At 46.6% G+C, this 22,849-nt stretch carries 22 protein-coding genes; 1 reads left to right on the top strand and 21 read right to left on the bottom strand.

Annotated features, from left to right (window positions below):
* Positions 1–15: 15 nt before the first annotated feature.
* The 4 genes from HNQ56_RS12340 to HNQ56_RS12325 form a co-directional block, all read right to left on the bottom strand.
* Positions 16–705 carry a YlmH/Sll1252 family protein gene (locus tag HNQ56_RS12340; RefSeq protein ID WP_429146392.1) on the bottom strand — a complete coding sequence of 230 codons (690 nt, stop codon included), beginning with the start codon at positions 703–705 and terminating at the stop codon, positions 16–18.
* Positions 706–792: 87 nt separating this feature from the next.
* Positions 793–1,374: a cell division protein SepF gene (locus HNQ56_RS12335; RefSeq protein ID WP_429146390.1), complete on the bottom strand. Its 582-nt coding sequence runs from the start codon at positions 1,372–1,374 to the stop codon at positions 793–795.
* A gap of 63 nt (positions 1,375–1,437) precedes the next feature.
* Positions 1,438–2,148 carry a YggS family pyridoxal phosphate-dependent enzyme gene (locus HNQ56_RS12330; protein WP_429146454.1) on the bottom strand — a complete coding sequence of 237 codons (711 nt, stop codon included), beginning with the start codon at positions 2,146–2,148 and terminating at the stop codon, positions 1,438–1,440.
* Positions 2,149–2,193: 45 nt separating this feature from the next.
* Entirely contained in the window at positions 2,194–3,582 is a 1,389-nt protein-coding gene (locus HNQ56_RS12325; RefSeq protein WP_429146387.1) for a biotin/lipoyl attachment domain-containing protein, read from the bottom strand.
* A 316-nt stretch (positions 3,583–3,898) separates the two neighbouring features.
* On the opposite strand from HNQ56_RS12325, the gene HNQ56_RS12320 reads away from it, so the two are divergent.
* Entirely contained in the window at positions 3,899–4,096 is a 198-nt protein-coding gene (locus HNQ56_RS12320; RefSeq protein ID WP_429146385.1) for a DUF378 domain-containing protein, read from the top strand.
* A 135-nt stretch (positions 4,097–4,231) separates the two neighbouring features.
* On the opposite strand, the gene HNQ56_RS12315 is transcribed toward HNQ56_RS12320, so the two are convergent.
* The 17 genes from HNQ56_RS12315 to mutS all read right to left on the bottom strand — a co-directional run bounded on the left by HNQ56_RS12315 (position 4,232) and on the right by mutS (position 22,840).
* Complete coding sequence (locus HNQ56_RS12315; protein WP_429146382.1) at positions 4,232–4,651, bottom strand: twitching motility protein PilT; 420 nt, start codon at positions 4,649–4,651, stop codon at positions 4,232–4,234.
* Between the two features lie 153 nt (positions 4,652–4,804).
* Entirely contained in the window at positions 4,805–5,770 is a 966-nt protein-coding gene (locus HNQ56_RS12310; RefSeq protein WP_429146379.1) for a D-alanyl-D-alanine carboxypeptidase family protein, read from the bottom strand.
* A gap of 16 nt (positions 5,771–5,786) precedes the next feature.
* Complete coding sequence (gene mgsA / locus HNQ56_RS12305; RefSeq protein ID WP_429146377.1) at positions 5,787–6,185, bottom strand: methylglyoxal synthase; 399 nt, start codon at positions 6,183–6,185, stop codon at positions 5,787–5,789.
* Between the two features lie 39 nt (positions 6,186–6,224).
* Entirely contained in the window at positions 6,225–7,343 is a 1,119-nt protein-coding gene (locus tag HNQ56_RS12300) for an FtsW/RodA/SpoVE family cell cycle protein (RefSeq protein ID WP_429146374.1), read from the bottom strand.
* 13 nt (positions 7,344–7,356) lie between these two features.
* The gene (minE, locus tag HNQ56_RS12295; protein ID WP_429146372.1) at positions 7,357–7,632 is read right to left on the bottom strand and encodes a cell division topological specificity factor MinE; all 276 of its coding nucleotides are present in this window, start codon (positions 7,630–7,632) and stop codon (positions 7,357–7,359) included.
* Positions 7,633–7,644: 12 nt separating this feature from the next.
* Complete coding sequence (minD, locus tag HNQ56_RS12290; RefSeq protein WP_429146369.1) at positions 7,645–8,433, bottom strand: septum site-determining protein MinD; 789 nt, start codon at positions 8,431–8,433, stop codon at positions 7,645–7,647.
* A gap of 83 nt (positions 8,434–8,516) precedes the next feature.
* Positions 8,517–9,182: a septum site-determining protein MinC gene (gene minC, locus HNQ56_RS12285; RefSeq protein WP_429146367.1), complete on the bottom strand. Its 666-nt coding sequence runs from the start codon at positions 9,180–9,182 to the stop codon at positions 8,517–8,519.
* 37 nt (positions 9,183–9,219) lie between these two features.
* Positions 9,220–12,063 carry a penicillin-binding transpeptidase domain-containing protein gene (locus HNQ56_RS12280; RefSeq protein WP_429146364.1) on the bottom strand — a complete coding sequence of 948 codons (2,844 nt, stop codon included), beginning with the start codon at positions 12,061–12,063 and terminating at the stop codon, positions 9,220–9,222.
* A gap of 2 nt (positions 12,064–12,065) precedes the next feature.
* Positions 12,066–12,587, bottom strand: a complete 522-nt coding sequence (mreD, locus tag HNQ56_RS12275; protein ID WP_429146361.1) for a rod shape-determining protein MreD — start codon at positions 12,585–12,587, stop codon at positions 12,066–12,068.
* Positions 12,588–12,600: 13 nt separating this feature from the next.
* Positions 12,601–13,485: a rod shape-determining protein MreC gene (gene mreC / locus HNQ56_RS12270; RefSeq protein WP_429146358.1), complete on the bottom strand. Its 885-nt coding sequence runs from the start codon at positions 13,483–13,485 to the stop codon at positions 12,601–12,603.
* Between the two features lie 9 nt (positions 13,486–13,494).
* Positions 13,495–14,517, bottom strand: coding sequence for a rod shape-determining protein (gene mreB / locus HNQ56_RS12265; protein ID WP_429146355.1), 1,023 nt, complete (start codon positions 14,515–14,517; stop codon positions 13,495–13,497).
* Positions 14,518–14,580: 63 nt separating this feature from the next.
* On the bottom strand, positions 14,581–15,273 hold the full coding sequence (gene radC, locus HNQ56_RS12260; RefSeq protein WP_429146352.1) for a RadC family protein: 693 nt from the start codon (positions 15,271–15,273) through the stop codon (positions 14,581–14,583).
* A gap of 64 nt (positions 15,274–15,337) precedes the next feature.
* Positions 15,338–15,613 carry a DUF4321 domain-containing protein gene (locus HNQ56_RS12255; RefSeq protein ID WP_429146350.1) on the bottom strand — a complete coding sequence of 92 codons (276 nt, stop codon included), beginning with the start codon at positions 15,611–15,613 and terminating at the stop codon, positions 15,338–15,340.
* A gap of 107 nt (positions 15,614–15,720) precedes the next feature.
* Positions 15,721–17,037: a methionine gamma-lyase family protein gene (locus tag HNQ56_RS12250; RefSeq protein ID WP_488167874.1), complete on the bottom strand. Its 1,317-nt coding sequence runs from the start codon at positions 17,035–17,037 to the stop codon at positions 15,721–15,723.
* Positions 17,038–17,175: 138 nt separating this feature from the next.
* Positions 17,176–18,120 (bottom strand): tRNA (adenosine(37)-N6)-dimethylallyltransferase MiaA, encoded by a 945-nt coding sequence (gene miaA / locus HNQ56_RS12245; RefSeq protein WP_429146345.1) that lies wholly within the window; start codon positions 18,118–18,120, stop codon positions 17,176–17,178.
* Positions 18,121–18,132: 12 nt separating this feature from the next.
* Positions 18,133–20,115 carry a DNA mismatch repair endonuclease MutL gene (mutL, locus tag HNQ56_RS12240; protein ID WP_429146343.1) on the bottom strand — a complete coding sequence of 661 codons (1,983 nt, stop codon included), beginning with the start codon at positions 20,113–20,115 and terminating at the stop codon, positions 18,133–18,135.
* Positions 20,116–20,125: 10 nt separating this feature from the next.
* Positions 20,126–22,840, bottom strand: a complete 2,715-nt coding sequence (gene mutS / locus HNQ56_RS12235) for a DNA mismatch repair protein MutS (protein WP_429146340.1) — start codon at positions 22,838–22,840, stop codon at positions 20,126–20,128.
* Between the last annotated feature and the right edge of the window lie 9 nt (positions 22,841–22,849).

Genomic DNA, 22,849 nt, shown 5'->3' with positions numbered 1-22,849 from the left:
ATGGCCATTGCTTATCTAAGTATATAACAGCAGCTTAACGCTGTATCTGCCCTTCTTTGTCTGATAGGAGGTACCGGTGTAGATGAACTTCCCCAGACCGCGTACTGACACCACATCCTGCTCCTTCAATGCATAGCTGTTAGACAGCACCTCTTTGCTGTTCACAAACACCTTTCCGCCCTCAATTAACCCCGTCAGACTGCTGCGGGAGCCGTGGAAGGCTACGGACAGAATGCTGTCCAGCCTTACGGAAGAAACTGTCCCGGTAACCTCGGTGTATTTCGGCTCATAATGAAACTCCTGCTGATTTAGCACACCGGCACTGACCACCGTATGCTTAATCTTAACCAGCTGATCCGTAATGAAACGGCTGATGGAAGTATGGGCAAAAATATAGCCTGTCTTATGTTCAATCAAAATATCTCCGATCTTACTCCGGTCAATCCCAAGATTTAATACCGCTCCCAGGAAATCACGGTGATTCAGATCATCCGAAAAACGTTGGTTAATCGGAGAGACTTTAATACAGATAATAGGAAACTCAATTTCCTCCCTCCGGTCAATCTGATCGTTTCCACAAAAACAAAGTATTTTTCTCTCGGCATCCTCAAAACCTCCGTAAGCAAAATACTTTATCCTTGGCAGTTCATTTTTAAAACGCAGAAGCAAATTCTGCTCATACAGGTTCAAATAATCCGAGAACATACATATCCCACGGTGATAGGCAGCATTCGCCAGATCCGCAAATCTCCGCCGCAATAACTGTTCTTCTTTATCGTTGTTCATCATGGCTTAAAATTTGGAATGGAAAGTCGGAGGCTCAAAACCGCTTTCCTGAATCAAGTCAAGATAGTCTCCTGAAATATCCACCGTATCCGGCGATACGATAAAAATGGCATTGGATATCCGGTGAAGCTTCCCGTTAATGGCATAGACCGACCCGGAGATAAAATCCATAGTTCTCTGGGCTAATTTGTCATCAAAGCCCTCCAGATTAATTACCGTTGCACGCCCGGTTAAAAGCATATCACAGATCTCCTGGGAGTCTTCAAAGGAAGTAGGCTTCATAATACAGACCTCCAGCCCCTTGGCTGTTGTACGGATCGGTACCACCTTGCTCACGGAGCTTCGCTCCGCCCTGGCAGCCTTCTCTTTCTTTGTATCATTGGAAAAGGCGGCTGACATGGAGGCTATCGACTGATTCTTAGCAACCTCACTATAGCGGTCGTTCTTATCGCTGTAGCGGTCGTTCCTCTCAGCATACTGCTCCCTCTTTGCCTCTTTCCGTTCTGCCCTGAGAGCGCGCCTCTGCTCCTTCTCGGTCTCCTCCTCCAGGTAATCTTCATAATCATCTTCGTCTTCCGTTAACTTCATTGAGTTTAAGAAACTTTTAAAAATATTAGACATCCGTCCCTACCTCCAACCGTACAGCTATATTCAAATTGAATAATCGCGCTCACCAAAGATACCTGTCCCAATACGGACCATGGTTGCACCCTCTTCAATAGCCACATCAAAATCTCCTGTCATGCCCATGGAAAGAATATTGAAATCATCATTAATATTATCGGTGTTTTTTGATTTTATGTCAACATATAATCGTCGCAAATTCTTAAAATGCTCTCTGTTTTTTTCCGGATTTTCTACATAAGGTGCAACCGTCATTAAACCGCGCACCCGAATATGGGGAAAAGCCGTCAGTTCCGCTACCATTCCTGGTACCTCCTCAGGTTTCATGCCATATTTGGTCTCTTCTCCGGCAATATTGACCTCAAGGAGAATATCACAGATGATCTGCTTCTTAGCAGCCTCCTCGTTGATCTGCCGTGCCAGACGCAGGGAATCCACGGAATGGATTAATACCGCCTTGTCCACGATATATTTTACTTTATTGCGCTGCAGGTGTCCGATCATATGCCAATAAACCGGATCCGAAAATTGATTATTTAAATCCTCATATTTTTCTACCAGCTCCTGCACCTTGTTTTCCCCGAAATGCCGGATACCGTTCTCATAAGCCTCCAGCAGCATCTCCTCCGGCTTTGTCTTGCTCACAGCAATCAGCGTCACCTCGGAACGTTCCCTTTTGCTTCGGGCACAGGCGGCCAGAATACGTTCTTCCATTTGAATTATATTGTCCTTCATCATTTTCCTTCTTCGTCCATCCTTTTTGATTCCTTCCATCTCATTCTCTTAATATATAATCGCCTGATCGACGGCTGTTTTTCCGTCCAGGGCAATCTGATCATAGGCAGACAGCCCTTTCTCCGTAGTATCACTAACGATAGCATATTCCTCATTCTGATATAGAATTTCAATCCGTTTAAATACGGCATAACCCAGATTTACATTATATACTCCGGTAAGCCTGTTGGTCGGCTTAAGAACATAACGCTGACTTCCGCTGGGAGAATGAATAAATGTGCCGTCCGGGAACAGCTCCATATCCACATAGGCATAAGCCTCATCCTGGTAATAAATATCCGTAACAGTAAAGGTATATTTTACTTCCCCGGTTTTTTCATCGTAGCTCTCAAGGATCAGGCCGGAATCGGTGCTGTCCGCTCCCTTGGAGAGGTATTCCAGGGGCACCAGGTAAAAGCTCTTTTCTGTAATGGCGCTTAAGGGTATCTTTAAGCCCTCCACCGTATCAAAATCCAGTTCAATTTCAAGAAACCTGTCCCTCAGATAATTGGACAGATATTTATTCAGAACAAGCTGCCCGTAATATTGTGAGTTCATCTGGGTCAGCGTGAGAGCCGCAGACAGCTCAAAATCATCCTCCAAAATAGTGAATTTGGCCTGTTCCTTCCCCTGAAGCCTTCCGTATTGCTCCTGGGTAAGAGGGAACACCAGGCTCCATTGCTCTGAAGTAATTAATTTATATACCGGCGTGTTGATATCGATCATGCTGTTCGTTCGAAGTCCCGTCTTAACATAATTCTCTGTAAGGAACAGGTCAGCGGATAGATTCTCCAGGGTGACCGTCTCATATCCATCGATATAATAACTTACAATTCCGCTTTGGGGGCTTTTTACCATATGATAAGAAAAGCTCTGCCCCGTCTCCTCCCTTATGGTTGTTTCATTCAGCAGCATGGTGTTGTTCAGGCTTTCCAGCACAGTACTCTGGGCATCCTCTTTAAAATCGTACACCCGATGAAAATTCTCGTCATTAAAAGCGTTGCGGAAGCTCTTAATGGTATGGAGCAGCTCCGCACTATCCTTCTTGGACATAGTGACGGGAATATCACCGCTTTCCAGTATATCCGCCACTCTTCCGCTGTCATCCAGGGAATATACCGAAGTATGCTTGGCAACCCTGGCCCCTTCCTTCTGGTAATAGGTAACATATCCTGCCTGATCCGAGGTGATAACCTCTTCCTCTCTGATAATAAGGGCCTGGATCCGATTGTCAACAGCGGTGGTTCCTTCATGCACCTCGTAGATGGAGAGCTGCTCTTTTGTTAAATAAAAATACACATTAAATGCAATGTATACAAATAAAATCAGAAATACAATTACACCAATGTTGATGCTTCTTCTTTTTTTAAATTTAACAACCTTGTTATTGTCGCTCAAGAAAACTTCCCTCCGTTATGGCTTGAAATGGATGCATCACACTTATAACATTATACTTACTTTTCAAAAATTTTCAAACCCCTTTCTCCTTTATTTTATAAAATTTAGTAAGAAAGCATTAAAATACCAATGTTACTGTCCGCTTTGCTCTGCTCTGCCCTGCCCAGCGATAACATCAAAAGTATAATCCTTCCGTGCATGAATAAAAGCAAAAAAATAGGATATTCTATGAAAAGAGAGATTTTATCCCGGCATCCGCATTTTCAAGGGATATCGGGAGCTTTGCATCACATTAAATCCATGAAGGAGGTTCATTATGAAAACATTGGATTATATTGCATTAATCCTTGTAGTAATTGGTGCAATAAACTGGGGCTTAATCGGATTCTTCAGCTTCGATTTAGTAAGAATGATTTTCGGAGATATGACTCTCGTATCCAGAATCATCTATGCTTTAGTCGGTGTATCCGGCCTGTACGCTTTAAGCTTCTTTGGAAGACTTAGAAATGAATAATAGAAGAAAACGAGTGGCTCGTTAGGAGCCACTCGTTATTTCGGTATAATAACAGAAAGCTCCTTCCGGTCTTCCCGTTTATGTTCTGGTTTACATTAATCAGCAGTTTGCTGCCGGCTGCCTTCCGGCATCCCATTATAAGGATACAATTACATTCTTCTTAAAGTTCTCAGGCAATTGATTTTCATTCAGGGAGATACTGATTATGAAATCAACATGAAAAGCCTCAGCTATTTTCTCTAATTTGGAGAAAACTGATTCTAAATTATCATCATTCACATAAGCTATTTTTAGGAAACTATCCAGATAAATCGCCTGAACATCATGATTACCGGATATGATACCGCAGATAAAACCGATGAACTCGCTTTGATTTTCAATGAAATAATCACGTACATTTTCTAACCGGATCTTATTACTTAATTCATACATGTGCTTGTTGCTTTTGTCAAGATAAACAATGCTTCCCTTAGCGGTTCTCACTTCAGTGTTCGCTTTCTCGATAAGGATCTTGGTCTTTCCCTTACCCTTCTCACCTGAAATTATCTGTATCATTGTAATCTCCTCCTTATTATGGGCGCAACTTTAAGATGTGCGGTACCAAATATTAAATTGTGCAATTTGTCTTAAAAAGAAAATATTACAAATTAATTATAGTACAATTAACAGAGAAAAACAACTATAAAATAACAATTTAAAGTATTTTTATTATTCCTCTGCCGCCATCTCCAGCATATAGGACATCTGGGAGTAAAGAGCGGAGCTGTCAGGGGACTTTAATATCACGGAGATAAGTTCCTCTTCCGCCGCATTTTTGCTCAGCAGTACAAGGCAGTTGCCTGCCTTTTTGGTGGTACCGGTCTTGCCTCCGATGATCTGAATTCCATCGGGGACCTCCGCATCACCCCGGAGATAGGAATTGGTGGATTTGAAGGTTTTCTCCTTCTGATTACCGGACCGGTCCTGATAATTCGCCGTATAAGAATCCATTACGATGACAGAACGGAAGGTATCATATTTTAACAATTCATTAAATATAAGATAAACATCATAAGCAGTGGTATATTGCTCGTCTTCATGAAGTCCGTTGGAGTTCACATAATTGGTATGAACCGCTCCAATCTTCTTCGCTTCCTCATTCATTCTCGCGACAAAAGCTTCCTCGCTTCCGCTGATATGATCCGCAATGGCAATCGCGGCATCATTACCGGAATAAACCAGAAGACATTTCAAGAGAGCATCCAGAGTCAGGATGTCCCCCTCCTGGAAGCCGCATAATTTGATCCCGCCCTGACTGATATGGGAGGCTGCATGGCTGACGGTAACCGTATCCGTCAGTTCACCGTACTGCAGCACCACCAGCGCTGTCATTAATTTAGTCAGGCTGGCTGGATATAATCTGTCATAGACATGATCTGCATATAACACCTGGTTATCCGCCATATTCACCAGAAGGCTGGCGCCGGAGGTCAATTCCTCATCCGCTTCCCCTTCAACGGCAATCGCCAGATTCTCCGCAAAGAATCCGGCCTGGGTTAACCGGTTGTCGATAGTATAATCCGCGGATGCCGCCGTGTCCTCAAAAGCCAGATAATCCTCAAAGGATGTCCGGCATCCGCCCAGCAATGTCAATAGTATGCATGTACATGCGCCGACAATCAGCCTTTTTCTCATAGGATACACCATCTCCTCATGTTTTAAAAAGCTCTCTCCAATCCAAATCTCCCCGGTCCAGGGCCTTAACCAGCAGCTCTGCCGTAGCCAGGTTGGTTGCCAGAGGGATATTATGCTTGTCACATAGCTGGAAAATATTATTCACATCCGGTTCATGGGACTTGGGAGTCAGGGGATCTCTCAAAAAGATCACCAGATCCATCTGGTTATGCTCAATCTGTGCGCCCAGCTGCTGTTCTCCGCCAAGATGGCCTGCCAGATACTTATGAACCGTCAGATTGGTTACCTCCTCAATCAAACGCCCGGTAGTGCCGGTAGCATATAAAGTGTTCTTGCTTAAAATACCGCGGTAAGCAATGCAGAAATTTTGCATCAGCTTCTTTTTTGAATCATGGGCAATCATACCTATATTCATATTTTACCTCCCTTCTGCCGCAATATAAGACCGGCTATACTAGCTTCTGGTCTTTTTGGGCTGTAATCTAATATTAAGAATCATACCCACTCCCATCATACCACTGAGGAGGGAGCTTAAGCCGTAGCTTAAAAACGGTAATGGTATACCGGTGTTGGGCAGCAATTTTGTTGCCACCCCGATGTTGACAAATACCTGAAACGTGAACATGGAGGCGATGCCAACGGCAATCAGCATTCCCATATAATCAGGCGCCTGCCTCGCAGTCTGAAGACAGATAGAAATAACAACCGCATAAAGTCCCAGCAGGATACAGCAGCCAATAAAACCAAACTCCTCGCCTGCCACAGAGAAGATAAAATCACTCTCGGAGATAGGCAGGGTATCATAATTCCTTTTCTCTTCTTCGCTGAAGATTTTACCGTGAAGCTGCCCTGATCCGATGGCGCTTACGGAATTCTCCTGCTGAAACATAATCGATTCATGCTCCTCCGGATTCAAGAAGGAAAGCACGCGGTTCCTTTGATAATCATGTAACAGTACCTGATAGTCCTGCTGGATATACCAGAACAATCCCATCATCACCGGAACTCCTATAATCAGAATAGGAAGAATTACCTTCCATTTGAGTCCCGCCGCAAATATCATTATAACAAATATAAATACAATTACCAGACTGGTGGACAAATTGGGCTGCATCAGGATTAAGATGATGGGTACTCCAAAGGATATCGCAACGAGGAGCAGGACAAAGATATTATTGATCCTGGCACGCAGCACGGAAAAAAGCTTGGCTGCAAATATAATCAATATGATTTTCGTCAGCTCCGATGGCTGGAATTCCGGCAAGGGCCCCAGCTTCAGCCACCTCTGGGCATCGTTATGGGTTTCACCGATGGTTACCACCAATCCTAACAATCCCAGATTAATCAGATACAGCACGATATAAAAACCCGATATAAAATGATAATCGATTACGGATAATATCAATGCACCGACGATTCCTACCGCCAGACCAAATATCTGCTTTGTAAACAGATTTTCATCTTCTGTCTGAACCTGTTTGATTAAATAGGTTCCTACTCCGCCTAACAGAAATACTGTTATCAGCAGCGGAATATTGTATCGCTTAAAATCATACTGCTTAAACTTCAACATCCGGTTATCATCCTTACTTATTATGGGACTTCAAGTCCTTGATGGGAATATTGGCAAACAGGGCCGGTACCGCTCCGTTGTTTGTCTCTGATTCCATCTGGGTAATCTTAATATCCAATCCCTCCAGGTCAATCTCAATGTATTTTGATATTACCGCGATAATATCATTTTTGATCTGTTCCATGATCTCCGGCGAGCACCCGGCACGGTCAGACACCAGGACCAGTTTTAATCGGTCTTTCGCAATACTGCTGGTTCCTTTTTTCCTAAAAAAATCCGAAAAGCCCATTATGCTACCTCCCTATTTTTTTCGCTTCCCAAACAGTTTCCCGAAAATGCTTTGTTTTTCTTCCAGATCCAGGTAAGGTACCTCCTCACCCAGTATCCTTCTGCAGATATTCATATAAGCTTTTCCTGCCATGGTATCATTGCCAACCAAGGGCTCACCCTGATTTGCAGAGATTACTATGTTCTCATCATCCGGTACAATGCCGATCAGATCAACTGCTAATATTTCACATACATCTTCACTGGACATCATGTCACCGCGTTTTACCATATCCATGCGGATCCGGTTTACTACCAGATGGGTCTGCCTCATCTCATTGGCCTCTAACAGGCCGATGATGCGGTCCGCATCACGAACAGCCGATACCTCGGGGGTAGTAACAACTAATGCCCTGTCTGCTCCGGCGATGGCATTTTTAAAGCCCTGTTCAATACCGGCGGGACAGTCCATTAATATGTAATCAAATTCTTCTCTCAGTTCATCAGCCAGCTTCTTCATCTGTTCCGGTGTCACAGAGTTCTTATCCCTGGTCTGGGCCGAGGGAAGCAGATAGAGATTGGGATAACGCTTGTCCTTAATCAGGGCATTGCGGATACGGCAGGTTCCCTCAATAACATCTACCAGATTATACACAATCCGGTTCTCCAGCCCCATAATAACATCCAGATTCCTCAGGCCGATATCCGTATCAATCAATACCACTTTCTTATCCAGCATCGCCAGGCCGGTACCAACATTTGCAGTTGTTGTGGTCTTACCTACACCACCCTTACCTGATGTGATAACTATAACTTCTCCCATAGCTAACTCTTTTCCTCCTGTTTTCTATGAAGGGATACTCTCCGTTGTTGATTGGAGGAGAGCCCTTCATGTTTTTAAATCTGTCAAAGATTAATATCCTGTAAAATATTCTTGTTCAGCGGTTCAATATAGATATTGCCTTCCTCCAGGAATGCTATCTTTGCTTCTTTTATTTCCTGCTTCACCGGTTTATCGGGAGCTCTGGCAATGGTATCCGCAATCCGGATCTGCGTGGGATTCATATCCAGCGCCACCACAAAGGAATTGATGTTGCCGGTTGCTCCGGCAAAAGCATTGCCCTTCAAAGAACCCAGAACAATAATATTCCCCTTGGACACCACTCTTGCTCCGTGATTGACATCTCCGATAATAATTACGCTGTTCTCGAATTCCAGAGAGGCACCGGACCGGAGAATTCCCTTATAGAACTGTCCGGTGTTATTGGACAGCTCCATCAGCTTCTGTTCTACGGTTTTTTTAAAGGTTTCTTCCTTCTCTGTATCATTCTCCAAAACACAGACAATATGCATGTCTGTATTCTCATTGATGATGTCCAATACCTCCCGCTGCTCGTCATTGGTCAGCTTACGGCCCTCAAAGCTGATGGCCATTTTTGCATTTTCAAAGAATTTACTGGATTCCCTGAACTTTTCTGCAATGACAAGCTTCAAGTCCTCAAATGGCAGATCAGGATTCATGACAACAATAATACCGTATTTATTACCCTTAATAATAACCGAATTATTCATTGCAATACTCCTTCTTCGTTTTTTCAGATGCCGTCAGTTATTCACTTACATTGCCCGATCCTTCCGGCAGCGTCACCTCACCGTCCAGAATCTCTGTAGCTTCCTCCAAACCAAAATATAATTTATAGATTTCCTTTGACACCTCTGCCGCATTGGAAGAGGTATAGCCCTTGGGAATCACCGTAGTTATGGATATCTCCGGATCCTCATAGGGGGCAAAGGAAACAAATAACGCGTTATTGGGACTGATTTTGCTGATCTGGGAGGTACCTGTCTTACCTGCAATGTTCATGTCCAGATTTTTAAAGAGCTTATAAACGGAACCGCCCTGTTCATTCACTACGGAATACATTCCCTGCCATACACTGTCCCAGGTACTCTGTTTAAAGTCTGTCAGCTGATGGTCAATTACCGCCTTATTCTCCTGCGTCTTCCCGTCCCTGCTCACCGTCTTTTCAATGAGGGTAAGATCAAAGCAGGTGCCGCGGTTAGCCAGAGTTGTAATATATCGAGACATTTGAACCGGTGTATATACATTGGAGCCCTGACCGATGGAAGAACGAACCGCATCCTCCGTGGAAATCTCCGGCATCGACTCCGCCAGCTCAATACCGGAGGTCTCATTCAGTCCAAAGTATTCCGCATACTTTGCCAGCCGGGACAGCCCCAGCTGCGGATCAAATTTACCGCTGCTGCTCATACTAAGCCGCCAGCCCATTTCATAAAAATAATAGTTGCAGGAAACCTTGATGGCATCCACAATATTAACCATCCCATGGGATCCCGGATAGATATGACATTTGGCCGCCGGATTGATCTTATCAAACTCACCCTCGTCCTTGATCCGGGTATAGGGATCCGTCACTCCCTCTTCCAACGCGGCAAAAGCCGTTATCATCTTGAAGGTGGAGCCGGGAGCCAGCTTCTCTGTTACAGGCCGGTTGTTCATGGGCGTTGTCTTATCATTATATACCTGGCTGTAGTAGGCAGAGTCAATCTTATTGGCAAATTTATTGTTGTCATAGCTGGGATAAGTCACCAGAGCCAACACATTACCGGTCTTCACCTCCGTTACCACCACGGATCCGCTGCAGGGCTCCAGCGCAAGCATCGCCGGAGTGATCTCCAGGGAGGTTATCTTCTCCCGGATAAAATCATAGGCGGATTTATTTCCATTTTTTAAACGGTTGACATCCCCTTCATTATATTCTAACACACCTTGATCGAATAATAAAAGACAAATTTCACTTCCCGATAATTTATACGAAAATACCAATTTTCGATATATTTTTTTATTGAAATTGTCATCCGCTTTCAGCAGATCCTTGATGTAGCCGACCAATTTCCCATAGTATTCCTCCACGGTAAAAAACTCATCCCCGCCTAATTTCGACAAATCAACCCAGTTATTCGACAAGGCATATAAAAGGAGCTTGCTTAAGCTTGTCCTGTTGTTCTTATAGCTGGTAAGCTCCGGGTCATCCTTTCCGACCGCGTCCGCGATAAACAGGTTTTTGGACACCACTGTGTAAAAATAGTCGAGAAATTCACCCATATCACCGGACTTATCATTGGTAACCGTATTATCCATGGCAAGCAGATCATCCAGACGGCTGAATACGGAGTTCAGCTCCGCCGCGTAATCCTCATAGGTCCGCTGCTCCAGCTCTGTGGCATCCTTTGCATTTAAGCGGTCCAGACGGATAATATTATTATTGATCAGAGCATAGTAAACCTCATAGATCGGAATCGTAATATCCGTGGCGCTTGTCCCCTTGCTTCCGTAATCCAGATTCGGTACAATCTTCTCCAATAGGATTCCGGCAATCTTCTTCTCCAGAATATGATAAACATTCTTCTGCAGCTCACTGTCAATGGTCAGATAGATATCACTCCCTGCCACGGGCTCGGTGCGGCTGAGAATCTCCACCACCTTGCCGGAGGAATTGACGCTCACCTTCTCACTGCCCTTTGTGCCTCCGAGAATAGCTTCGTATTTTTTCTCTAATCCAGCCTTTCCCACCACATCCGTAGCATCATAATATTCCTCTTCCGCATTCATGGTTTCCAGCTGCTCAGCGCTGATCAGCCCCGTATAGCCCATAATATGGGCCAAATATAAACTGTCCTCATAGACCCTGTGGGTTTGCTGCTGGATCTCAATCCCCGGCAGCTCCGCACTGCTCTCATTGATGGCAGCCACGGTCCGGTCACTGACGGAGGAGGCTACGGTAATCTGAGCATACTTCGGATAATTTATGAACAGGGCATACCTCACACTCATAATCTTCAGCGTCTCCTCAACGTTGTATTCGTCAGAGATTCCAAACATTCTGGTATAGGCATCGCCGGTTCCCTTCTTGAGGAATTCGTAAGCATCCTCCGCCGTTTCGCTGGGATATTCATCCGGAAAGGTTCCATCCTTTTTCAGAACATAGGAAAACACATTCTTCTTAAAGCGGGTCAGAGCACTTCCTTCTACGGTAAATTCCAGCCCGCCTTCCTCATTCTGACGGATATAGAACTCGGTATCCAGAGTATCGCCGTTCTGTTCAATGAGCCGGATCATCTTATGGATAATTTCATTTCTCTGGGCATTTGATTTGACTTTAGTGCTGTCCTCCATCACAACAGAGGAGGTCAGCACATTGTAGGCCAGCAGCTTGCCCTTACGGTCATACAGATTGCCCCTGGTGCTTTTTATCACCCTGCTCCTGGTAGATTTCAGCTCATTTTCCGCCACAATCTCCGGTCCTTGCACAATTTGCAGAACAAAGAGACGATGGACAATTACGACGAACAGCGCCAGATAAATGATCGTAACGGGAAATAATCTGGATTTCAATAACCGCTTTATATAATCCAAAAAAACATCAAACACTCTTATCCCTCCTCTTCCGGCTTAGGCTCCAGGCTTCTGTTAATCATGTGCAGCAGCTTATATAAGAAAACGGATACGACAACCGTATAAATGATCTCCGGTATAATGAAGCGTCTTAAATAATACATAAAATTCAGACGTCCTCTCAATAAAAACTCGAATACATAATAAAAAAAACCATATACAAAATCACTGATCCCAATGAAAACTATGGGCAGCGTGTAGTCGTCGTTTGAATATATCTTGTTGGTAAATCCCATGAAGTAGCCGATCAGCAGGTACAGCAGCGCATATAATCCCACCACATAGGACCCGAATCTTAAATCTACCAGCAATCCGCTGAAAAAGCCCATAAGCATGCCGGAAAGCCGCCCACGCATATAGGCCGTTGAAACCACTAGAATCAGCAGCAGATTGGGCATAATATTGGCAAGCTGAAAATAATGGAAGGCGGCACTCTGCAGTGCAAACAATATTATAATTTCAAGAACGGATACAATTAACCTCTTCACCTTAACATTCATGCCTTCCCTGCCTTTAGTTTTGTTCTTCTTCCTCCGCCGCAGGGTCTTTTTCCAGCAGCGGCTCCATCAGCTCCGTGATGATCAGTACTTCTTCCAAATGCTCAAAATCGACCACCGGCGTTAAATAAGCCGTTCTGGTCATGTTGTTGGCATCCAGCTGAATATCGCTGACATAACCGATGAGTATACCCGGAAGAAAATTCAAGCTGATATGGGCGGTTACCACCTCATCCCCATCCTGTATCTGGGCATCCCGGCCGATATCCTTCACCCGGATCTTCCCAGAATCCATGAGCCGGAGATCTCCCTGCACATTAAAGGTATCCGCCGTCTTCAGGAGCATACCGGTAACATTGCTGTTATCATCAATAATAGACCTTACCACAGAGTAGTTATAATACACATCGGTCACAATTCCGGCCAGGCCATTCCCGGCCAGCACATTCATGTTCTTCTGAATCCCGTCCCGGGAACCCTTGTCAATGTTAAATACATTATACCAATTGTTTGTATCCTTACCGATGACACGCGCCGCCACCTTGGGATAGTCAAGATATTTCTGATCCAGTTCATAGAGCTCCCGCAGGCCGTCCAGCTCGTATTTGTCCTGAAGCAGCAGCTTATTCTCATAGGATAGAATATTGACCTGCTCCTTCAAACGCTCATTTTCCGCCTGCAGGTCACGAATGCTTTTGAAAGTATCCAGCTTATCCGACACATAAGTCCCCACTGAGTTGATACCCACCTGCATCGGCGTGATTACCATTCCCACCGCATCCTTCACCGGTGACAGCCTGTCACCAAACCGGAAGGACAGGCCGATCAGCGCAATACAGAAAATAACCAATGCGATGAATACATGTTTGGGGTTAATGTTGATCTTTGTTCTTCGTCTCATCTCTTCCTCCTAATTGATGAAGAGTTTTGGTCTCAGGGTATCCGCCAGGGCGGAGAGCTTGTTATCCTCCATAATTCTTCCCAGTCCGTTTACTACTGTGTTGGAAGAATCAGAGCATATATTAATCTTCAGATCGGTTTCCTTTTGCATCAGCTGATCCAGAGCATAGATTTTGGCAGAGCCTCCGGTGACATAGATACCGCTGTCAATGATATCGGAGGATATCTCCGGCGGAGTCCGCTCCAGAATAATCTTAATGGCATCAATAATGGCAAACATATGCTCGGATATCGCCTCATAGACATCGGAAGAGCTTACTTCCATCTCCAACGGCAGGCCGGTCACAACATCACGGCCGTATACCCTGACGCTGGCTTCTACATTGGTGATGGCGCTGGCCAGCTTCTTCTTAATATTCTCGGCGGTTTTATCCCCGATATACAGATTGTATTTTCTCTTTACCATACTTTTAATGCTCTCATCCAGCCGGTTTCCGCCCACGGGAATCAATTTGCTGAGAACGATGCCGCCCAGGGACAGAATGGAAACCTCCGTGGTATCGGCACCGATGTCTACAATCATAACTCCTCTTGCCGTCATAATATCCAGTCCGACCCCCACCGCGTCGGCAATGGGCTTTTCTACGATCTTGATCTTACCTGCCTTCAGATTGGCGCTGGCAATCAGATCATAAAAGGAACGGCGCTCCACCTCGGTAATATCCGTAGGCGTTGCCACGATATAATCAGCCGCTCCCGGACGTGCGGAGCCCCCGATCCGGTGCATAAAATGCCGGAGCAGGGACAGCATATTGGCAACATCGGCAATAACCCCGTTTCTCACGGGATAGCTTACCTCAATATTAGCCGGTGCTTTTTCATACATCTCAAAGGCTTCGTCCCCCGAAGCAATCACTGTCTTCCGGTTGGATATGGCAATAATATTGCGCTCATCCAGAACGATCCCCTGTCCTTTTTTATATATTTTTATTGTACTGGTACCGAAGTCGATACCAAATGCTTTCGAAGCCATAATTGTGTAACCTCCTATCATCGCATGGAGCTGTTCTGGCGTTATGGTTCATCTGACGGAAATTCAGATGAGCCCCTGCTCCCTTAAGCTGATATATCTATTATCGCCAATAATTATGTGATCCATAAGTGTAATTCCGACTAAATTCCCGGCTTCTGCCACCTTTTTCGTAACCCGGACGTCTTCCGGGCTTGGGGTGGGATCACCGCTTGGATGGTTATGTATCAGGATAATACTCACCGCTTCATATTTGATGGCCTGTACAAAGACTTCCCTGGTAGGCATGATGGAGGTGTTTACCGTCCCCTCGGAGATCACCAGTTCCTTCCGTTTTCTGCCCTTAGAGTCCATCATAAGCAGCAGAACCCGCTCGCAGGTCAGATGCCGCATATCCTGCATGTAATATTCCGCCACACTTTTCGGAGAGTTTAAACGAAGCTGCTCCTCCAGAGTTTCCTTCGCCATGCGCCTGGTAAGCTCCGTCAGGCAGCACAGCTCAATGGCCTTCACTCTGCCGATTCCCTTTATCTTCTTAAGCTCCTCCAGGGTGAAATAATTCAGACCCTTTAATCCGGGATAGGCAGCGCAATTCAAGATATTCACCGCCAGATCAATTGCTCTTAACTTCTTTGTTCCGGTCCGAAGAATCACTGCCAGCAGTTCCGCATCGGACAAAAACCCGGCCCCGTAACGTTCACATTTTTCATAAGGACGTTCGGAACAAGGCAGTTCCTTCACTGTTAAATAATTTTCCATCTTTCGATCCTCCGTATTCCTCTCTCCAGGAAACCGGACTGTTTCGAAATTGATTGCTCTCTTTCTAAAGCTTTTTATAAATGATTACGGCAATAGCGGCGCCGATCACGCTGGCTATCGTGATCTTGAGGCGGAAGCCGAAATGCAGCACCAGCACCCCCAGATCCAGGGTTACAATATTACCCTTGTCCACATTTCCTATGGAAAAATTCATTCCATAATCCAGCCAACTCAAGGCCCCTGCACCCCTCAGAAGGTATCCGATAAAGCTTCCTACCACCATACCGGCTAACAGCAGAAGAAATAAAGCCCATCTGTTTTTGCTCAATACTCTTGCCATAAAATGTCTGCCTCCCAGTATCATAATCAAATAACATTTTATCACAAACGCTGTATTTTGTATATGCTAAACTTGATTTTGTGGATATGGGAGGTTTGGCCCGGTCTCTATAGGTGAAGCAGCCCTGCTTCAAAAAGCTTTTGTACTGAATTGAGAATACCTAATTTGGCGTGATACCAAGTGAGACCTCCCTGGAAGAAAACAGTGTAGGGGGGCTTAATGGGCGCATCGGCGGACAGCTCGATGGAGGAACCCTGGACGAAGGCGCCTGCTGCCATGATGACGTCACATTGATATCCGGGCATAGCCCATGGCTCAGGAACCACATAGCTGTCCACAGGGGCCGCCGCCTGAATTCCACGGCAGAAGGCAATTACCGCTTCGGCACTGTTCAGGGTAACCGCCTGGATGATATCGTGGCGCTCCTGCACGGAATTGGGCAATACTCCATAGCCCAGCTTCTCGTATATATTGGCGGCAAATACGGCGCCCTTGACCGCCCCGGAGACCACCTGGGGAGATAAGAACAGTCCCTGGAACAGGGAGGAATTCAACCCAAGGGTGGCTCCCACTTCCTTGCCGAGACCGGGTGCGGTGAGACGATAGGCCGCATTTTCAACGTATTCCTGTTTGCCCACAATATAGCCTCCGATGGGTGCCAGACCGCCCCCCGGATTTTTAATCAGAGATCCCACACAGAGATCGGCTCCCGCCTGAGTCGGCTCCGTCAGCTCCACAAATTCTCCGTAGCAATTATCCACCATGCATATGATATCCGGCTTCCGCTCCTTCAGAAAACGGATCAGCTCTCCAATCTGTGCAACGGACAGGGTGGGCCTGTCTGCATAGCCTTTGGAACGTTGGATTGTGGCCAGTCTGGTATTGGGCTTTAGTGCTGCCCGGATGCCCTCCCAGTCGAAACCGCCGTCCGGCTTTAAATCCACCTGGGAATAGGTAATCCCATACTCTGCAAGGGAACCTCTGGCCTTCGTAATGCCGATCACACCCTCCAGGGTATCATAGGGCTTTCCCACCGGAGAAAGTATCTCATCCCCCGGCCTCAGATTCCCGGACAGGGCAACCGTAAGGGCATGGGTGCCGCTGATTAACTGGGGCCGGACCAGGGCATCCTCCGCCTGGAATACATCGGCATAAACTCTTTCCAGGGTATCCCTTCCGATATCATTGTAACCATAGCCGGTGGTAGCCGCAAAATGAATATCACTGAGCCGGTTATCCTGCATGGCTTTTAATACCTTCATCTGGTTGTACTCTGCAATTTTATCAATCTTCAGAAAACGCTCTGCCAGCTTCTCTTCTATCTCCAGACAAAAATTCAATACTCCGGAATCAATTCCAAGCCCCCGGTAAGCATTTGTCAATTCCTGCTTTATCAAGATAATATCCTCCTCTCGGTTCTCCATTCATAATATTTATCATGGAAATTACCTTTCAACCGGGCTGCACTGTCACTCCATCGGCTGAAAGGTAACTTCCATGACACAGAAGAACCGGTACATTTCTGCTTTATATATTGGGCTTACATAATATAATTATGACAATTAAATAATTCCTTTTTCTTTTAAGCAATTCAATAAATAGCCTAACAGCTCTTCCTGAGAAGAAAAATGATCCTTTTCCACCCATTGAACCTCTTTCTCCCGCTTGAACCAGGTGAGCTGCCGTTTTGCAAAATGCCTGGTATCCCTTTTCAGGGTATAAACGGCTTCTTCCAGAGAGCATTCCCCGTCCAGGAAAGCCAGCAGCTCCTTATATCCAAGACCCTGCATGCTCACCAGGTCCCTTGTATAGCCTCTGGCAGCCAAAGCCTTCACCTCATCAAGAAGGCCCTGCTCCATCATCCGGTCCACACGCTCGTTAATCGTATCATAGAGCTTGCCGCGGTCCCGGTTCAGGACAAAATAGCAAAACCGGTACGGTGATTCCTTCTGCCGCTGCATGGCATTATGCTCCGATATTCTGTCTCCCGTCAGCCTGGCATATTCCAGAGCACGAATTACCCGTTTGCTGTTATTGGGATGTATGGCGGCAGCACTGTCCGGATCAATCTCTGCCAGCATATTATGAAGGTATTCCTTCCCCCGCTCCTCACAGATTTCCTCTAGCTCCGTGCGATAGGAGGTATCTGATTCGTTTTCCGTAAAATCAATATCATAGAGCACCGCCTGGATGTAAAAACCCGTCCCCCCTGCGATGACCGGTATGCTCCCTCTGGCATGAATCTGACGAATATATTCCTTCGCAAGCTGCTGAAACCGGACCACATTGAACTCCTCCTCCGGAAGCAGCTCGTCAATGAGATAATGAGGGACACCCTGCATCTCGGGGGCAGTAATCTTAGCCGTTCCGATATCCATATACTGATAGACCTGCATGGAATCAGCCGATATGATCTCACCATTGACTGCCTTAGCCAATTCAATGGATAAGGAGGTCTTTCCTACAGAGGTTGGACCGGTCAGAATAATTAAAGGTTTTTTCTCCATATTAACCTCCATTTATAATACCCGTTTGAATTTACGCTCCAGCTCATACTGGCTCATAGAGATAATAACCGGACGGCCATGGGGGCAGTGGTAGGGATTCTCAAGGGTTAACAGCTCCCGGATTAAGGCTCCCGCTTCCTCATGGGAAAATGTATGGTTTGCCTTTACAGCCGCCTTACAGGACATGGAAGCCACTCTCTCCAGGATGGAATTTGCGGCGGGCGCGGCGCTGTTTACCTCCTCTGCCAGATCATCAATGAATTCCAGCAGCAGTTCCTTCTCCGAAAGCCCGTATAAATCTGCCGGGACCGCCCGGACAGAATATTCATTTCCTCCAAAATGCTCGAACTCATAGCCAATGCTGGTCAGTACCTCTTCCCTCTTTGCAAGGACTTCCTGCTCCCGGAGGGTCAGGGTCAGTACGATGGGAGGAAGAAGCTGCTGGGATACATAGGTCTTTGTCTTCGCTGCGGCCATAATTCGTTCGTAGAGAACCTTTTCATGAGCAGCGTGCTGGTCTATGATATACAGGTCTTTCTTATATTCCACCAGCCAATAGGTGGAGAATACCTGACCGATAATCCGGTGCTCCTGAACAGCCTGATTTGAAAGGAAGGGTTTCTCTTCTTCCGGTGCAGTTCCGGTAAAGAGGTCCATCTGCTGCCCGCCGGATAAGATTCTCAGCGCTTCCAGACTTGCTTGGGGATTTACCGCTTTTGCCGCAGGAAGGCCATGAGAACCCTTTGATTCTGCTGCCGCCCTGCCGGATGACTCCTTTAACAGCGGTACCTTTGCGGATAACTCATAGATAACCGGTTCGGATGATTCCGAATGGTTTTTAGATGATACCTCCGGCCCTGCTTCGCCTTTTATATTATTGATTTCATTCTCTATCTTATTCTGAAGCCGGTACTGCTCCCTGCGCTTCTGCTCAAAAGGCTCCGGCATCCTCGGCTGCTCCTGTTTCTTCTCTTCCTCAGGAACAAGAGTGACCTTAGGAATCATCTCTTTCCCGGAGAGGGCATCCCGGATCAGCCCATAGACACAGCGGTAGATTTCCTCCCCGTTTTTCAGTCGTATTTCCAACTTCTGAGGATGAACATTCACATCGATCTGTTCCGGATCAATCTCAAAATAAAGGGAAGTAAAGGGGTATTTGTGCTGCATCAGATAGGACTTGTACCCCTCCTCAATTGCCTTTGTTATAATGTTACTCTTAATATAACGCCCGTTGATAAAATAATTTTCAAAATTACGGTTTCCTCTGGTAATGGAAGGTTTTCCGATGTAACCCGTTACCTTTATGCCTTCCGCCTCATATTCCACCGAAAGCAGCTCCCTGGTAATATCCCTGCCGTAGATCTGGTACAGAATATCCTTACTGTTATTATTGCCGGAAGACTGCAATTTAACTTGATTATTGGTGATAAATTTAAAGGACACATTAGGATGGGAGATCATCAGGCGTTCCATCAGATCACTGACATAGCCGGCTTCTGTTACGGCGGATTTCAGGAATTTACGTCTGGCCGGAGTGTTGAAGAATAGATTGCGCACGATGATGGTGGTTCCGCCGGGACAGCCGATTTCCTCCACGGACTTTTCTTCCCCTCCCTCAATCACATAACGAAATCCGTTTAATGCGGTGGGAGTCTTGGTGATGAGCTCCACCTGGGCCACGGAGGCAATGCTGGATAATGCTTCTCCGCGGAATCCCAGACTGGTGACACTGAGCAGATCTCCGGCAGTCCGTATCTTGCTGGTGGCATGGCGCAGGAATGCCAGGGGAATATCCTCCCGGTCCATTCCGCTCCCATTATCGGTAATCCGGATAAAGGTCAGTCCCCCCTCTTTGATCTCGGCAGTAATGGCGGTTGCTCCGGCGTCCATTGCATTTTCAATGAGCTCCTTCACTACCGCGCTGGGACGTTCCACAACCTCTCCGGCTGCGATCTGGTTAATGGTGGCTTCATCAAGAATATGAATAAGCGACATGGGACACCTCCTATATTCGGTCCTTTATCTTCCTTTGGAGCTGGTACAGCTTATTGATGGAATCAATGGGTGTTAATCTGGCAATATCCATATCCCGCAGCTCGGTGATAATATCCTCGTTTTCGGAAGTGGAAAATAAGGAGAGCTGTTCCCGGAACTCTTTGGATTTCCTGCCCTTTCTGGCGGTATCGGTGCCGGAAGGAACAAACTGCCCCGCTTCAAAGGTCAGCTCCTCCTGCAGGAAAACCTCCTGTGAGGCAGCCGCCTCCGGTGCGGACAGATTCTTCGCCTTCAGGGCAAGGTCATTGCCCGTCAGCTCCGTTACAATCTCTGAGGCACGCTTAAGGACGCTGGCCGGCACGCCCGCCAGCTTTGCCACCTGGATGCCGTAGCTCTTGTCAGCCCCGCCCTTGACGATTTTACGAAGGAATACGATATCCTCCCCCTGCTCCTTCACGGCGATGCAGTAATTGTTCACACCCTCCAGCCGGCCCTCCAGCTCTGTTAGCTCATGGTAATGGGTTGCAAATAAGGTCTTCGCCCCCAGAAGCTGAAGATTGCTGATATGCTCAACCACCGCCCAGGCGATACTCAGGCCGTCGAAGGTGCTGGTTCCTCTTCCTATCTCATCCAGGATCAAGAGACTGTTCCTGGTGGCATTGCGCAGAATATTAGCCACCTCCGTCATCTCCACCATGAAGGTGCTCTGCCCGCTGGCCAGATCATCCGAGGCTCCCACTCTGGTGAATATCCGGTCAACGATACCGATGGCGGCGGAATCCGCAGGCACAAAGCTTCCAATCTGGGCCAATAAGACGATTAAGGCGGTCTGACGCATATAGGTGGATTTTCCCGCCATATTGGGGCCGGTAATGATGGCGATCCGGTTCTGATTATTATCCAGAAGCGTATCATTCGCCACAAACATGTCATGGGAAATCATCCGCTCCACTACGGGATGCCTTCCGTTCTTGATATGGATGGACCCTCCGGTGCTCATCACCGGCTTTACATAATTATTCTGCTCAGCCACCAAAGCAAGGGAAGCGAACACATCTATCTTCGCAATTGCCTTGGCTGTCTGTTGAATTCTCTTTACCTCAAGGGCAATCCGGTCACGAAGCTCTCCAAACAGATCATATTCCAGAGAGAACAGCTTATCCTCCGCTCCCAGAATAATATCCTCCAGCTCCTTCAGCTCCTGGGTGGTATAACGCTCCGCATTGGCCAATGTCTGCTTACGGATCCACGTGGGGGGAACCAGGTTCTGATAAGAATTGGTTACTTCCAGATAATATCCGAAGACACGGTTAAACCGGATGCGAAGATTCTTAATGCCCGTGGCTTCCCGTTCCTTGGTCTCCAGGTCCATAAGCCAGTCCTTGCCCTCGGTTTTTGCTTTGCGGAGGCGGTCCACCTCCTCATTGTACCCCTCACGGATGATGCCTCCCTCCTTGACATTGATAGGAGGCTCCTCGGCGATGGAGGAAGCGATTAATTCATGGATATCCTGCAGGGAATCCAGCTCCGCGTGAATTTCCTTCAGAAGCCCGCTGTCAAAGCTCTGCATCAGGAATTTGATATGGGGAAGCATGGAAAGGGAGGAGCTGAAAGCGATCAGATCCCTTGGATTCGCGCTTTTATAGCTGATTTTGCTCATGAGGCGTTCCAGGTCATAGATGGAATTTAAGTATTCCCGCATCTCTTCCCTGGTAATCATATTCTCCTTCAGCTGGTCAACGGCCTCCAGGCGCTGATTGATCTGCTCATAATCAATTAAGGGCTGCTCCATAAAGCTGCGCAGCAACCGGGCCCCCATGGCCGTTTTGGTCTTATCCAGCACCCACAGCAGCGAACCCTTCTTACTCTTCTCCCGGATTGTCTCCGTGAGCTCCAGGTTACGGACGGTGGAGCTGTCCAAAAGCATGTACTTCTCATAGGTATAGGGGGTAAGCTTAACAATATGGGACAGGGAGCTCTTCTGGGTTTCCCGCAAAAACTGCATGACACAGCCTGCGGCAATGACTCCGATGGTATAATCCTTTAAGCCGATGCCGTCCAATACGCTCACATTAAAATGCTCCTTCAGGGCACGGACACAGAGGTCATCGTCAAAATACCAGGGCTCTAAAGGAGACAGGGTAATATTATTGTAATTCTTCAAAGCCTCAATATTAACCCCTGAGACAAAAAAGGTATCATTGCATACAATCTCCGTAGGAGACCATTTGTAAATCTCGTCTATGAGCTTTCGCTCACTGTCCACCTCTGTTACATAGTAATCCCCTGTGGTGACATCCACGATGGAGATGCCGTAGGCATTGGTGGTATGTACGACTGACATCAGATAATTATTCTTGGATTCATCCAGAACCTGGGTATTTAAGTTGGTTCCGGGCGTGACAATCCGAACTACCTCCCTCTTAACGATCCCCTTTGCCTGCTTCGGGTCCTCCACCTGTTCGCAGATGGCCACCCGGTAGCCCCGGCTGACCAGTTTGCTCAAATAAGCTTCTACCGCATGATAGGGCACGCCGCACATGGGCGCCCGCTCCTCCTGACCGATATTCTTTCCCGTCAGCGCAATCTCCAGCTCTCTGGAGCAGACATGGGCATCCTCAAAAAACATCTCATAAAAATCACCCAGCCGGTAAAATAAGATACAATCCTTATATTGTTCCTTGATCTGCATGTATTGCTGCATCAAAGGAGTTAATTGTGTCATGGTAAGCTT

Source organism: Anaerotaenia torta (assembly GCF_050433395.1).
Classification (GTDB): Bacteria; Bacillota; Clostridia; order Lachnospirales; family Lachnospiraceae; genus Mobilitalea; species Mobilitalea torta.
Note: the sequence above shows the minus strand (reverse complement) of the source record. Positions and strands in the feature narration are given on the sequence as shown.